General features: G+C 31.8%; 14 protein-coding genes and 3 tRNA genes. 15 read left to right on the forward strand and 2 right to left on the reverse strand.

The features are described 5' to 3' along the window. The first annotated feature begins 81 nt into the window (after positions 1-81). Positions 82-675, forward strand: coding sequence for an NAD(P)H-dependent oxidoreductase (locus tag WN975_RS24920; RefSeq protein ID WP_337968837.1), 594 nt, complete (start codon positions 82-84; stop codon positions 673-675). 90 nt (positions 676-765) lie between these two features. After that, positions 766-1,617 (forward strand): nuclear transport factor 2 family protein, encoded by an 852-nt coding sequence (locus tag WN975_RS24925; RefSeq protein ID WP_337968838.1) that lies wholly within the window; start codon positions 766-768, stop codon positions 1,615-1,617. A gap of 93 nt (positions 1,618-1,710) precedes the next feature. Here the strand turns inward: WN975_RS24925 and WN975_RS24930 are convergent, their stop codons facing one another. Then, positions 1,711-2,370, reverse strand: coding sequence for a ribonuclease HII (locus WN975_RS24930; RefSeq protein ID WP_337968839.1), 660 nt, complete (start codon positions 2,368-2,370; stop codon positions 1,711-1,713). Between the two features lie 277 nt (positions 2,371-2,647). On the opposite strand from WN975_RS24930, the gene WN975_RS24935 reads away from it, so the two are divergent. The 5 genes from WN975_RS24935 (at position 2,648) to WN975_RS24955 (ending at position 8,272) form a co-directional block, all read left to right on the forward strand. Further along, entirely contained in the window at positions 2,648-4,615 is a 1,968-nt protein-coding gene (locus tag WN975_RS24935) for a putative porin (RefSeq protein ID WP_337968840.1), read from the forward strand. 48 nt (positions 4,616-4,663) lie between these two features. Next, positions 4,664-6,025, forward strand: a complete 1,362-nt coding sequence (locus tag WN975_RS24940) for a pyridoxal-phosphate dependent enzyme (RefSeq protein WP_099711140.1) — start codon at positions 4,664-4,666, stop codon at positions 6,023-6,025. An 84-nt stretch (positions 6,026-6,109) separates the two neighbouring features. Further along, positions 6,110-6,592, forward strand: coding sequence for a 3'-5' exonuclease (locus WN975_RS24945; RefSeq protein ID WP_337968841.1), 483 nt, complete (start codon positions 6,110-6,112; stop codon positions 6,590-6,592). Between the two features lie 75 nt (positions 6,593-6,667). After that, positions 6,668-7,939, forward strand: a complete 1,272-nt coding sequence (locus tag WN975_RS24950) for a DUF2851 family protein (RefSeq protein ID WP_337968842.1) — start codon at positions 6,668-6,670, stop codon at positions 7,937-7,939. A gap of 105 nt (positions 7,940-8,044) precedes the next feature. Continuing rightward, a complete protein-coding gene (locus tag WN975_RS24955; protein WP_099711143.1) occupies positions 8,045-8,272 on the forward strand; it encodes a PspC family transcriptional regulator in 228 nt (75 codons plus the stop codon). A 62-nt stretch (positions 8,273-8,334) separates the two neighbouring features. On the opposite strand, the gene WN975_RS24960 is transcribed toward WN975_RS24955, so the two are convergent. Further along, positions 8,335-9,810: an amino acid permease gene (locus WN975_RS24960; RefSeq protein WP_337968843.1), complete on the reverse strand. Its 1,476-nt coding sequence runs from the start codon at positions 9,808-9,810 to the stop codon at positions 8,335-8,337. Positions 9,811-10,082: 272 nt separating this feature from the next. Here WN975_RS24960 and WN975_RS24965 point away from each other — a divergent pair, with 272 nt between their 5' ends. From WN975_RS24965 to WN975_RS25000, 8 genes are all read left to right on the forward strand, one after another. Beyond that, complete coding sequence (locus tag WN975_RS24965) at positions 10,083-10,970, forward strand: helix-hairpin-helix domain-containing protein (RefSeq protein ID WP_337968844.1); 888 nt, start codon at positions 10,083-10,085, stop codon at positions 10,968-10,970. A gap of 14 nt (positions 10,971-10,984) precedes the next feature. Then, positions 10,985-12,127 carry an acyl-CoA dehydrogenase family protein gene (locus WN975_RS24970; RefSeq protein ID WP_337968845.1) on the forward strand — a complete coding sequence of 381 codons (1,143 nt, stop codon included), beginning with the start codon at positions 10,985-10,987 and terminating at the stop codon, positions 12,125-12,127. Positions 12,128-12,492: 365 nt separating this feature from the next. After that, the gene (rpsU, locus tag WN975_RS24975; protein ID WP_035684969.1) at positions 12,493-12,687 is read left to right on the forward strand and encodes a 30S ribosomal protein S21; all 195 of its coding nucleotides are present in this window, start codon (positions 12,493-12,495) and stop codon (positions 12,685-12,687) included. Positions 12,688-12,824: 137 nt separating this feature from the next. After that, positions 12,825-13,718 (forward strand): tyrosine-type recombinase/integrase, encoded by an 894-nt coding sequence (locus WN975_RS24980; protein WP_337968846.1) that lies wholly within the window; start codon positions 12,825-12,827, stop codon positions 13,716-13,718. Positions 13,719-13,752: 34 nt separating this feature from the next. Beyond that, positions 13,753-14,055 (forward strand): ribosome-associated translation inhibitor RaiA, encoded by a 303-nt coding sequence (gene raiA / locus WN975_RS24985; protein WP_017496722.1) that lies wholly within the window; start codon positions 13,753-13,755, stop codon positions 14,053-14,055. 91 nt (positions 14,056-14,146) lie between these two features. Continuing rightward, positions 14,147-14,220, forward strand: a tRNA-Thr gene (locus WN975_RS24990). Positions 14,221-14,275: 55 nt separating this feature from the next. Next, positions 14,276-14,356: transfer RNA gene (locus WN975_RS24995), tRNA-Tyr, on the forward strand. 97 nt (positions 14,357-14,453) lie between these two features. Beyond that, positions 14,454-14,525: transfer RNA gene (locus tag WN975_RS25000), tRNA-Thr, on the forward strand. The last annotated feature ends 33 nt before the right edge of the window (positions 14,526-14,558 follow it).

The following is a 14,558-nucleotide window of genomic DNA, read 5'->3' on the forward strand; positions in this document are numbered from 1 at the left end:
ACTACGGATTTCGTTTTCTTACAATTCTTCTCGAAGCTTGCATTCTACATTTGTCATGTTCAATCTTTAAAAATAGAAAACATGAAAAATTTAATTATTTATGCGCATCCAAATTCAGCAAGTTTAAATCACTTCTTCAAACAAACTGTTGTTGAAAGTTTAGAAAAAAAAGGAGAAGAAGTTATCGTTCGTGATTTGAATGAAATCAATTTTAATCCAGTTTTATCTCTGGAAGATATGCATGGGCAAAGAATGGGAAAAGTCGCAGACGAGATAAAAACAGAACAGGATTTTATCACTTGGGCAGATCAGCTTATTTTTATTTATCCGATTTGGTGGACGGGAATGCCGGCGATTATGAAAGGTTTTATTGATCGTGTTTTTAGTTATGGATTTGCTTATCGATACGATCAGGGTATTCAAAAAGGATTGTTAACAGGAAAGAAAGCGATAATCATCAATTCGCATGGAAAATCGAATGCAGAATATGAAGCAATGGGAATGGATAAAGCACTGGAATTAACCTCTGACACTGGAATTTTTACTTATTGCGGATTGGAAATTCAGAAGCATTTTTATTTTGATAAAGCAGACAGAGCTTCTGCAGAAAGTATTGAAGATTGGGAAAACCAGATTAAAATGACTTTTAAATTCACAGACGAAATTTTGAATTGATAGTAATTACGGTAGTTTTTCTGATGTTTTTGTGCTAAATTTGGTTTTATACTTAAATAAAAGCTTTAACCAATTCTAATTTCAATACTTATGAGAAAAATCTACTTTCTATGCTTCCTTTTTATGCTTAATGGTCTTTTTGCTCAAAAGAAAGATAAATTAAATCCAATCGCAGTTTATGAAAAAGTATGGCAGGAGCGCAATAGCGATGCCCGATTAAAATTGATAAAAACAATTTGGCTGGATGACAGTACTTTTGAAGATCCATCGGCATCTATCAAAGGATCGGTTGCACTAAATAATGTTATAAATGAGTTTTATAAAAAATATCCTGATGCAGTATTAACTTCAGATAAAAAAGTTGTAAAAGACAATTATGTAAGTTGGGGCTGGAAGATTTTAGACTCAAAAAACATGCTTATAATGGGCGGTCGTGATTTTGCGAGATTAAACGGGAAAGGCCAAGTGAGTAAAATTATAAGTTTTTGGGATTCAGAAGTTACATTGTCTGAGGCGGAAATTTTGAAAAATTTGGAAACAGATAATTTTAAAGTTGTAGCACAATATTTTGAAGGTCTTTTTAAAACCAGAAATCTAACTTCAATTTCGGCTTTAGTAGAAGAAGGAGCAGTTTACAGTCAAGCTGAAGGATTGCCTTATGGCGGAACTTATAGAGGTTTTAGTGAATGGACAAAAATGTATGCAAAATCAAGTGAATTTTTTGATTTGGAAATAGAAAAAGAACCAGTTTATTTTAGTGATGCTACTAAAAATGAAGTAATTATTTATTTCACCATAAAATGTAAAGCAAAGAAATCAGGTAAATTCCTTTCAATGCCAATTTCTGAGCATTTCGATTTAAAAAACGGAAAAATTACAGCAATCAGACCTTTCTATTTTGATACAAAACAATTTGCTGAATTCTTAAAAAGTAAAAAATAAGATTGCAATTGAAAGGATTTTAGATAATCGAATATTAAGAGAAATATAAAAAGAGAAAGGCTTATCAAATTTGATAAGCCTTTCTCTTTTTGTTTAAAAATCAAATTCTAATTGATCCGGCAAAAGCCTGAAACTCATTCGGTGGTATTTTGTTGGACCATATTTTTTAATAGCTTCACGATGTTCTTTTGTGGGATAACCTTTGTTTTTTTTCCAGTTATACATTGGGAATTCTTCGTGGATTTGATCCATATATTCATCTCGATATGTCTTTGCGAGAACAGATGCGGCAGCAATACTCAAAAACTTGGCATCGCCTTTTATGATACTTTGGTTGGGAATGGATTTTAATAGTTCTATTTCGGCTGTAGAAAATTGTTTACCTGTCGTGTTTTTTAAACCTAATTTTGCGTTTAAAGAACGATTTCCATCCACAATAATATATTCAGGAACCTGATTTAATTTTAAAATACATTCCTGCATTCCTTTCATCGAAGCATTTAGGATGTTTATTTCATCAATTTCGGCAGGAAATAAATGTGTCACGGCAAAACAAACTGCTTGTTCTTCAAGAATTGGTTTTAAAGAAGCTCTTATTTTCTCGGACAATTGTTTACTGTCATTTAAAATTTCATGCTCAAAATCAGCTGGTAAAATTATTGCGGCGGCAGTCACAGGTCCGGCCAAACAACCACGACCAGCTTCATCAGTTCCAGTTTCTAAAACAAATCCCGAGTAATTTTTTGCAAGCATTTTCCAAATTTTAAAAGGCAAATATTAGATTTTTTTTCTAAAAAACAGAAGTAGAAGTAAATGAAAATTCCTAAAAACGAAAAGAAATCTAAATCTGCCATTCGGACAAAATGAATTATAATTTTTGATTACTATTTAAAACTACCGAAGATACGGGGCAGTTTTTTTATATTCTAATTTGAAATTCTCACAATACTAAAAGTATTTTTTTATACGTTTTTATCTTTTACCTTTGCTTGACAAATTTTGTCGAAATAATTACATATAAAGCCATCAAATGAGAATATTCATTTTTCTATATCTATTAGTTGTACCAACATTATTGTTTTCTCAGCAAAAAATCGTTCCTAATAGTGGTTTAGACATGAACACAAAATATTCAAGTATAACAGATACTGTAAAGAAGAAAAAATCATTAGTTGCAACTATTGATCAATACAAAATTATCACACTGGAACATGATACAACATATGTAGATACTTCATTAACATTGAAAAGTGCTTATAGACAAAATCATCTTCGAAAAGATACTTTTGGACTTTTGCCTTTTTCAAATATTGGACAAACGTATAATACATTACAATATAATTTAACTAGTTTTTCGCCATATCCTGAAATTGGTTTCAAAGGGAAACACTTTAATTACATGGAAGCCAGCGATATTAAATATTACTCAGCTGCAACTCCGTTAACTGAATTATTTTTTAATACAACAATAAATAAAGGACAAAACGTAGATTCGTTTATTACATTAAATACGTCCAAAAATCTTAACTTTTCTATTGCTTATAAAGGGTTACGTTCTGAGGGAGATTATATAAACCAATTGGTAAGTGCCGGAAATTTCAGGTTTACAACAAGTTATGCAACAACAAGCAGAAGATATGCTATAAATGCTCATTTTGTTTCTCAGGATATTTCTAATGAAGAAAATGGCGGAATAACAACACCAACGGATTTTGAAAGTGATGATAAGAATTATAAAAATCGTCAGCGTTTACAAGTTTATCTAACAGATGCCAAGTCACTTTTAAAAGGACGACGTTTGTTTTTTGATCATGCTTTTAGAATAAATCCAACAGATGGAAGTAATAATTTATATGTAACACATCAGTTTAATTATGAATATAAGTACTTCGAATACAATCAACCAACTGTAATTTCTACGGTAGATAATGCACCGGTTGAACGTTTTGGAGAATCTTATACAACAAGTAATATTAACGATCAGACGCGTTTTGAAAAATTGTATAATAAAGTAGGAGTTGCTTATGAAAACTCTCTTTTAGGGAAATTCAACTTTTTTGTAGACGATTACAGATCAAATTATAAGTACGACAGGATTATAGTTTTTAATGACGGAAGAACTATTCCGGATAATTTATTTCAACAGATTAATAATTTTGGCGGACAATATGAATATCAGAAAAACAAATGGAATGGTCGTTTTTTATATTCAAGATCAATCACAAATGTGTCACTTTCTGATTTAGATGCTAAGTTGAGGTACAATCTGAATGAGAAAATACAGTTTGATTTTAGATATAGAAACGTCAATAAATTGCCAAACAATAATTACAATTTATACCAAAGTAGCTACGTAAAGTACAATTGGTCGAATGATTTTAAGAATGAAAAAATTAATTCGCTAAGTGCAAATGTTTTTACACCATGGTTAAATGCTGAGGTTGAATATTCTGTTTTAAATGATCATTTGTATTTTAAAGATGATTCATCACCAGCGGAAATTGCAGCTCAAACACAAATTATAAAACCGTTTCAATATGGAAACGCTATTAATTATTTGACTATAAAAGCTAGCAGAGAGTTCAAATTTGGACCTTTTGGTTTTGATAATACACTTTTATACCAAAAAGTAGATCAATCGAATTTGATTTTAAATGTACCTGATTTTGTAACCAGAAATACATTTTATTACTCAGGGTATTTCTTTAAGAAAGCCTTGTTCATGCAGACCGGAGTTGTATTTAATTATTTTACCAAATATTATGGTAATGATTATAATCCGGTTATTGGAGAATTTTTTGTTCAGGAAAATAAAAAAATTGGTGGTTATCCATTATTTGATTTATTTGTAAATGCAAGAATTCGCCAGACTCGTATTTATTTAAAAGCAGAACACATAAATGCTATTTTTTCTAAAAGCGATTATTACTCAGCGCCTAATAACCCTTATCGTGATTTTGTTATCCGATTTGGTTTAGTTTGGAATTTCTTCCAATAAAATTAAGTTCTGATTACATTAAAAACCAAATATTAAATTAAAATAGAAATGGACTTTTCAAAAAACATTTTAGAAACAATTGGTAATACGCCATTGGTTAAACTCAACAAGATTGTTGCTGAAATTGATGCCTTGGTATTGGCAAAAGTCGAAACTTTTAATCCGGGGAATTCTGTAAAAGACAGAATGGCCGTAAAAATGATTGAAGACGCAGAGGCAGATGGCAGATTAAAACCTGGAGGAACTATTATTGAGGGAACTTCTGGTAATACAGGAATGGGATTGGCTCTTGTGGCAATAATAAAAGGATACAAGCTAATCTGTGTAATATCAGATAAGCAATCTAAAGAAAAAATGGATATTTTGCGTGCCGTTGGTGCAAAAGTAGTGGTTTGTCCTACTGATGTTGAACCAACAGATCCACGTTCATATTATTCGGTTTCTAAACGTTTAGCTTCAGAAACGCCTAATTCATGGTATGTGAATCAATATGATAATATGTCTAATTCATTGGCACATTATGAGCAAACAGGACCAGAAATCTGGAAACAAACTGATGGAAAAATTACGCATTTTGTAGTTGGAGTAGGAACTGGAGGAACAATTTCAGGAGTTGGAAGATACTTGAAAGAGAAAAATCCAAATATTAAAATTTGGGGAATTGATACTTATGGATCTGTTTTTAAAAAATACCACGAAACTGGAATTTTTGATGAAAATGAGATTTACTCTTATATAACGGAAGGAATTGGAGAAGACATTTTGCCTAAAAATGTTGATTTTTCATTAATTGATGGTTTTACAAAAGTAACTGATAAAGATGCTGCGGTTTACACAAGAAAAATTGCTCTTGAAGAAGCAATTTTTGTTGGAAATTCAGCTGGAGCTTGTATCAAAGGTCTGTTGCAATTAAAAGAGCATTTTAAACCTGATGATGTTGTTGTGGTTTTATTTCACGATTCAGGAAGTCGTTATGTTGGTAAAATGTTTAATGACGATTGGATGCGCGAGCGTGGTTTCTTAGAAGAAAACGTAACAAAAGCCGAAGACGTAATTAAAGATCATATTGATAAACAATTAATCGTTGTTCGTACAGAAGAATTGGTTTCGCACGCAATTGAGCGTATGCGTAAGTATAAAATTTCTCAAATTCCGGTTGTAGATATTAACGGATTTGTAGGTTCTGTTGACGAAACAGATTTGTTTAGAAGTTATGTTGCAGATAAAAACGTAGCAGAAAAACCAATTAAAGAAGTAATGGGAAAACCTTTTCCTATTGTAAAATTAGGAACGCCTATAGAAGAAGTTTCTAAATTATTTACCAAAGAAAATGATGCTGTTTTAGTAGATCTTGAAAATGGAAATCATCATATTATTACAAAGTATGATATTATTGGATCAATAAAATAATACAATTTTTATAATTTTATAAAACCATAAATCTAATTATCGAGATTAGATTTATGGTTTTTTTTAGCTTAAATAAATTTTAAAATGAACTTTACCGCGATAGATTTTGAAACAGCGACAGGACATCATCCGTGTTCTGTTGGAATTGTTACCGTGCAAAACGGAATAATTGTAGACGAGTTTGTTACTTTGATTAAACCGCCTAATAACGAATATAATCCGTATACGATTCGGGTTCATGGGATTTATCCGAGAGATACTGTGAATGCCAAATCATTTTTGCAAGTTTATCCCGAAATTGAAAAAAGATTGAAAAATAGAGTAGTAGTGGCACATAACGAAAGTTTTGATCGTAATGTTCTGGCTAAATCAATGGCATTATATGGTTTGAATTACGAAGATTTAAATATTGCTCCTAAATGGGAATGCACTGTCAAGATCTATAAAGCAAAAGGCTTAAAACCGACTAAACTTAGTGATTGTTGCAGAGAAATGAAGATTCAGTTAAGCCATCACGAAGCATTATCTGATGCCAGAGCATGCGCTAAATTATATATGTTGAGATAAATATAATATTTTGTAAGATTAATATTATTTTTTAATTAAATTTAGGCTTTTATAAATCATCATAAAAGCCAAAAAATGAAAGAAGATTTTCTTCATTATCTCTGGAAATTCAAGAAGTTTGAAACCTTGAATTTAAGAACTACACAAAATGAATCCGTTACTATTATTAAAACCGGAGATTACTTAGAACTTTCCGGACCTGATTTCTTTAATGCCCAGATTGTAATTGGCGATCAAAAATGGGCTGGAAATATCGAGATTCATATTAAATCTTCTGATTGGTATGTGCATCATCATGAAAAGGATATTGCATATGAAAATGTAGTTTTGCACGTAGTTTGGGAACATGATGCAGAAATATTCAGAGAAAACAACATCGAAATTCCGGTTTTAGTTTTAAAAGATTATGTTTCATCTGATATAATATCTTCTTATAAATCACTTCTTGCTCCAAAATCATGGATATTCTGCGAAAGGGAAATTTCGGAAATAGACGATTTTGTATTTAAAAACTGGAAAGAAAGATTGTTCTTTGAACGATTAGAACGAAAGTCAAAATTTATCTACGATTTGCTAGAAGAAACAAATCAGGATTGGGAAGCAGTTTTGTTTTGCTTATTAGCAAAGAATTTTGGGTTAAATACTAATGGTAATTCTTTTTTGCAAATCGCTAAAGCCATTCCGTTTTCTGTTATTCGAAAAGAAAGTTTTGAAGTGGAAAATCTTGAGGCATTGCTTTTAGGAACCGCCGGTTTATTAGATAAAGATGGCGAAGATGTTTATTTTACAGATTTAAAATTTAGATATTTTTACCTTCTGCATAAATATCAGTTTGAAAAATGCCATATTGATTTTGTTCAGTTTTTTAAACATCGCCCTGATAATTTTCCAACGATTCGACTTTCGCAATTGGCAAATTTGTATACCAAACATCAAAATTTATTTTCGAAGTTAATAAATCTAAAAACGGTTAAAGATGTGTATGATTTACTTGGTGTTTCTGCAAGTTTGTATTGGCAAAATCATTATCAATTTGACAAGGAAAGTCCCAAGAAAGCAAAATATTTATCGAAAGCATTTCTGGATTTAGTGATTATAAATACAATAATTCCGCTTCAATTTGCTTATTTCACAACAATGGGTGAGACAATTTCTGAAGATTTAATTGAGTTTATGAATGAAGTTGCGCCAGAGAATAATGCCATTATAAGTAAGTTTAATTCTTTTGGAATCGTTTCTAAAAACGCTTTTGAAACGCAAACCTTACTAGAACTTAAGAATGAATATTGTAACAAAAAAGCATGTTTAAAATGCGCGTTAGGAATGGAGTTGTTGAAAAATAATTAGCTAATTGAGGTAATTAGAGAATTAGAAAATGTGATAATTAGATAATTTTGTACTTTTGTCATCTTGAGCGAAGTCGAAGAATAAATCTAAAATATACAATTAACTATGTCAGCTATTTTAAGACTAAAATTTTTTTTCGAGAAATATGGATTTCATGTTTCTTCCAGATTGGCAGACAAACTAGGAATGCGTGTAACAAGTGTTAGATTATTCTTTATTTATATTTCGTTTGTAACAGCCGGTTTAGGTTTCGGAGTCTATTTGACGCTTGCATTTTGGATTCGGCTAAAAGATTTAGTTCGTGCAAAAAGAACATCAGTTTTTGATTTATAGATAAAAAAAACTCCATTAGTAAAGCTAATGGAGTTTTTTTTATGAAGTAATACTGGTTTTGCTTATTCAGCAGTGTCAGTATTTGTTTGATTAAGTTTTGCTCTCTTTTTACTGTATCCAAAATAAACAAGAATACCGATCGCTAACCATCCAAGTGAAAGTAATTGAGCGTCTAAACTTAAATTGATCATTAGATAAGTGTTGATTGCAATTCCACAAACCGCAATTACTGGCAAAGCAGGAACTTTAAAAGTTCTGGTTAATTGAGGTTGTTTTACTCTTAAAATCCAAACTGCAATACAAACCATTGTAAAGGCAAACAAAGTACCAAAACTTGTCATATCTGCTAATCTGTTAATTGGAGTAAAAGCAGCAACTACAGCAATAATACCACCTAAAATCATTAAGTTAGTTTTTGGAGTTCCTGAAATTGGATTTACTTTAGAGAATACAGAAGGAATTAAACCATCTTTAGACATACCAAGGAAAATTCTTGATTGTCCCATAATCATTACCATTAATACAGAAATCAAACCAATAGTTGCAGCAACTGTAATAATAAATCCTGCCCAAGGTTGTCCTGCAATATCAAATGCATAAGCAACCGGTGCTTTTATCGCTTCAGGATATTTTCCTAGTGGATTGAAATCTTGGTAATTCATCATTCCTGTTAATACTAATGAAACAAGAATATATAAAGTAGTACAAATTAATAAAGAAGCAATAATTGCAAAAGGAACATCTTTTTTAGGATTAATAGCTTCTCCAGCTTGTGTAGAAACAGCATCAAAACCTACATAAGCAAAGAAAATTGCAGCAGCTCCAGATACAACACCAGCAATACCATAAGCATTATGAGTTGTTTCTTTTTCGACGATTTGAGTAGCAGCTGGAATAAACGGATGCCAGTTAGCAGTATTGATAAAGAAAAGTCCAGCTATGATAACGAAGATTACAGCAGAAACTTTTAGAATTACAATCATATTGTTTGCTTTCGCAGCGCTTTTTGTACCTTTAATTAGCAACGAAATAACTAAAATAACGATTAAAAAAGCAGGAAGATTCATAGAAAAACCCTCTCCAGTATAACTGGCTGGGTCTGTTGTGAGCCATTCAGGAAGTTTAATATGAAACATTTTAAGTAATTTATTGAAGTACCCTGACCAGGAAACCGCGACGGTCATTGATCCCATTGCGTACTCAAGGATAAGACCCCAACCGATAATCCAGGCAAAAATTTCACCAATTGTACCGTAGGCATAAGCGTAAGCTGAACCTTCAACGGGTAGGATTGATGCAAACTCAGAATAACAAAGAGCAGCAAAAACGCAGGCAATACCTGCAATAATGAATGAAAGTGCTAATGCTGGACCTGCGTGATAATATGCGCCTGTACCTGTAAGAACAAAAATTCCTCCACCAATAATGGCACCAACTCCAATCGCAGTAAGGCTCCACTTTCCTAGAACTCTTTTTAAATCACTTTTTTTCATATCGGCCTCAAAGGCAGATATAGGTTTAACTCTCCAAATTGACATATATAATATTGGTTTATTGTTATTAAGCTCCAAATGTATTGTTTTTTGTAAAAAATAAAAACAATAATCATGTTTTAAGTTATAAAATATTTAATTATGTGATAATACCCACAAGAAACACTATTTAAATTCTTATATTCATTAAAATTATTAGTGTTTTACAGCAGATTAATCAATTCGCAAATTAGTCAAAATTTTACTATTTTTCTTAATAAAATGATTTATTTTCGCACAAATCTTATTTCAATCTGAAATAGAAAATTTTTAAAATAATGAATTTTAAAGCATTGTTAGGGCATTTTAAATTTACAAGTCAGCAGCGTACCGGGATTTTTTTGCTTTTTATAATTATAATAGTATTACAAGCAGTTTATTTTTTTGCAGACTTTAGTGTTCCTGAAAAACTTTTCCCTGAAAAACAAGAGTGGATTTCTTTACAAACAGAAATAGATTCCTTAAAATCGATAAAATATAATGAGAAGCCGAAAGTGTATACTTTTAATCCAAACTTTATCTCAGATTATAAAGGTTATAAACTCGGAATGTCGATTGAGGAGATTGATCGTTTACTAGCTTTTCGAAAAGAAAATAAATATGTCAATTCTGTCGAGGAGTTTCAGCAAGTCACAAAAGTTTCTGATTCTTTATTAAGCGTTATTTCTCCATTGTTTAAATTTCCGGATTGGACGCAGAATAAATCTACTTTCAAGACAGAAAAGAAAGAATATGTTCAGAAATCTTATTTGAAAAAGGAAAAAGCGGAAGTTTCAGATATAAATGTAGCAACTCAGGAAGACTTAATCAAAGTATACGGAATAGGCGAAGCTTTATCTTTAAGAATATTAAAGCAAAAAGAAATTTTAGGATGTTTTGTTTCTATGGAACAAATGAAGGATGTTTGGGGACTTTCACCGGAAGTTGTAATAGAATTAAATTCGCATTTTAAAGTTGTGATACCTTCAAATTTGAAAAAAATCGCAGTAAATGATGCCTCTTTAAAAGAATTATCGCAGTTTGCTTATTTCAGATATGCATTGGCAAAACAGATAGTGACAACTCGAAGTATGAACGGAAATTTTAATAATATTGAGGATTTATCAAAAATTAAAGATTTTCCTGTTGATAAAGCAAAAATAATTAGTTTATATTTGGAGTTCTAAAAAAACACCACACAATGAATTTTGATTACAATGAAACGCAATCGATGATTGCTCAGTCTATAAAAGAGTTTGCCGATAAAAACATTAAACCTTATATAATGGAATGGGACGAAGCTCAAATTTTCCCAATTCCTTTATTCAAAAAATTAGGCGAAATGGGATTTATGGGTGTTTTGGTTCCTGAAGAATATGGAGGTTCAGGTTTAGGATATCACGAATATATTACAGTTGTCGAAGAGATTTCAAAAGTAGATCCGTCAATTGGATTATCTGTTGCAGCGCATAATTCACTATGTACAAATCATATTTTGACTTTTGGAAATGAAGAACAAAAGAAAAAATGGTTGCCAAAATTAGCAACAGCTGAATATATTGGAGCTTGGGGATTAACCGAGCACAATACAGGTTCTGATGCTGGTGGAATGAATACAACTGCAGTTAGAGATGGCGATCACTGGATTGTAAACGGAGCTAAAAACTTTATTACGCACGCTATTTCTGGAGATGTTGCTGTCGTAATTGTTCGTACAGGCGAAAAAGGAGATTCAAAAGGAATGACAGCTTTTGTTTTCGAAAAAGGAATGAAAGGTTTTAGTTCAGGAAAAAAAGAAAATAAATTAGGAATGCGTGCCAGCGAAACTGCCGAATTGGTTTTTGACGGTTGTCGCGTTCCAGATGCAAATAGATTAGGAGAAGTTGGTCAGGGCTTTGTTCAGGCAATGAAAATATTAGATGGAGGTAGAATTTCGATTGGAGCCTTATCATTAGGAATCTCTAAAGGGGCTTATGAAGCTGCATTAAAGTATTCTAAAGAAAGACATCAGTTTGGTCAGCCTATTAGCAGCTTTCAGGGAATCTCCTTTAAGTTGGCGGATATGGCAACTGAGATCGAGGCTTCGGAATTGTTATTGCATAAAGCAGCTTTCTTAAAGCAACAGCATAAACCTGTTACGACACTTGGCGCTATGGCAAAAATGTATGCTTCAGAAGCTTGTGTGAAAATTGCTAACGATGCTGTCCAGATTCATGGCGGATATGGTTATACAAAAGATTTTCCGGTAGAGAAGTTCTACAGAGACTCTAAACTATGTACAATTGGAGAAGGAACTACAGAAATTCAAAAAGTAGTTATTGCAAGAAACCTTCTAAAAGAGTAAAATAATAAGTTGGGCGTGCCCATAAAAACAAAAGCCATTTAGCAAACGTTAAGTGGCTTTTGTTCTTATGGTCGGGCTTTTCTCTCTAATCTTTTTTGTTTTTAAAGAAAAAACAAAAAAGGATTTCTGTTGCAATCCCTCACGCACTCTAGTTAAGATAGAATTCTAAGAGTGAATTAGTTCTTTTAGAGTAAAGAATTGCTACAAAAGATGAATATTATGTAGAACCTTCGTAGTAAAAATGGGCTCTAAAGTCTATTCTCTATTTTTTGTTATCTTTTTTCAGAAATAATTTAGAATTTATAACTCATAATTCATAATTAATATATACTTTTGCACCCTTAACGAGAGGAGGTGTCAATATTATGTTAATTATACCAATTAAAGACGGAGAAAATATCGATAGAGCATTAAAGCGCTATAAAAGAAAATTTGATAAAACAGGAACTGTTCGTCAACTAAGAGCACGTACTGCTTTTATTAAGCCTTCTGTAATCAAAAGAGCTCAAATTCAAAAAGCTGCTTACATTCAAAACTTGAGAGATAGTTTAGAAAGTTAGTATTAGGCTTTTTTAAAAATAATTACCGTTAGTATCAAAATTTTGATACTAACGGTTTTTTTATGCTTAATTTTGAAGTAGCTATATAAGGTGTAAGTGGTTTTTATTTATTCTGTAATTAATAAGTGTTTGTTTTTATGAAATCAAATAAAGAGGCGTTTCGTGAATATCTTCAACTGGAGAAGAAATATTCTGTACATACGGTAAATGCTTATTTGAATGATATCTTGTTTTTTGAAACGTTCAATAAAACTCATTTTGAACAGGAGAATATCGAGCAGGTAAATTATAGTCAGATAAGAAGTTGGGTTGTTTCTTTGGTGGATGAGGATATTTCAAATGTTTCTGTAAATCGTAAAATGGCTTCTTTGAAAGCTTTTTATAAGTTTCTTTTAAAGACAAAGCAAATAGAGGTTAGTCCTATGTTGAAGCATAAAGCTTTGAAAACGCCGAAAATTATTCAGATTCCTTTTTCTGAAAAAGAACTAACGGATTTAATGCGGGAAATTGATAATCCTTCTGGTTTTGAAGAGGTGAGGGATAAGCTTATAATTGATTTGTTTTATACTACCGGAATGCGAAGAGCTGAGTTGATACATTTGATGAAGAATAATGTTGATTTATCTTCGAATGTGGTTAAGGTTTTAGGGAAACGAAATAAAGAACGTATTATTCCGATTTTACCGATTATTATAGAGCAATTTGGTTTGTATTTGAAAGAAAGATCTCAGCTTGAAAAGATAGTAGATGATGATTATTTTTTTATTTCCCGAAAAGGGTTAAAATTGAGCGAATCTTTTGTGTATCGATTAATAAATTCATACTTTAGTAGAGTCTCTGAAAAGGTAAAAAAAAGTCCACATGTGCTTCGGCATACTTTTGCGACTCACTTATTAAATAACGGAGCGGATTTAAATTCAGTTAAGGAATTATTAGGGCATTCGAGTTTAGCGTCAACGCAAGTTTATACTCATAATAGTTTAGCAGAGCTTAAAAAGGTGTATACTGATGCGCATCCTCGGAACAAATAATAGTTCTGAAATGTTTAACCCTAAAATTAGTATTATGAAGGTAGATGTTCATGCAGTTAACTTTACTGTTGACAGAAAATTGGTGGATTTTATTCAAGAGAGAATGGATAAATTAGAAAAATATTACGATCGAGTGGTTTCGGCCGATGTTTTTTTGAAAGTTGAAAGAACAAGTGATAAGGAGAATAAGGCAGTAGAGATTAAGATTAATGTCCCGGGAGATGATTTTTTGGTTAAAAAGCAATGCAAGACATTTGAAGAAGCGGTCGAACTTTCGGCAGAATCTTTAGAACGTTTACTAGTAAAAAGGAAAGAAAAAATAAGAGCACACATATAATTGAAAAATTTTTTCAAAAAATGTTTTGATACAAAGATAAAATAGCTACATTTGCAGTCCGTTAGAAATAGCGGACTTTTTTATTGATATTGCCAGCGTAGCTCAGTTGGCTAGAGCAGCTGATTTGTAATCAGCAGGTCGTGGGTTCGAGTCCCTCCGCCGGCTCTAAAATATTTCAAATGCGATTTGAAATTGTTCATGCAATTATTGATAAAATAAAGGGGAGATACTCAAGCGGCCAACGAGGGCAGACTGTAAATCTGCTGTGTGAACTTCGCAGGTTCGAATCCTGCTCTCCCCACAAATTTTGATTTCAGGTTAATGATTTCAGAATTTAGATTTGTCTTAAAAAAGATTTGATTTTGATTAGAAATCAGAGAATCTAAGATTAGAACTCTGCCGACTTAGCTCAGGGGTAGAGTGCTTCCTTGGTAAGGAAGAGGTCACGGGTTCAATTCCCGTAGTTGGCTCAAGTAAGTAGGAAATTGAAAATTAATATATAA

It is taken from the genome of uncultured Flavobacterium sp. (assembly GCF_951805225.1).
Classification (GTDB): Bacteria; Bacteroidota; Bacteroidia; order Flavobacteriales; family Flavobacteriaceae; genus Flavobacterium.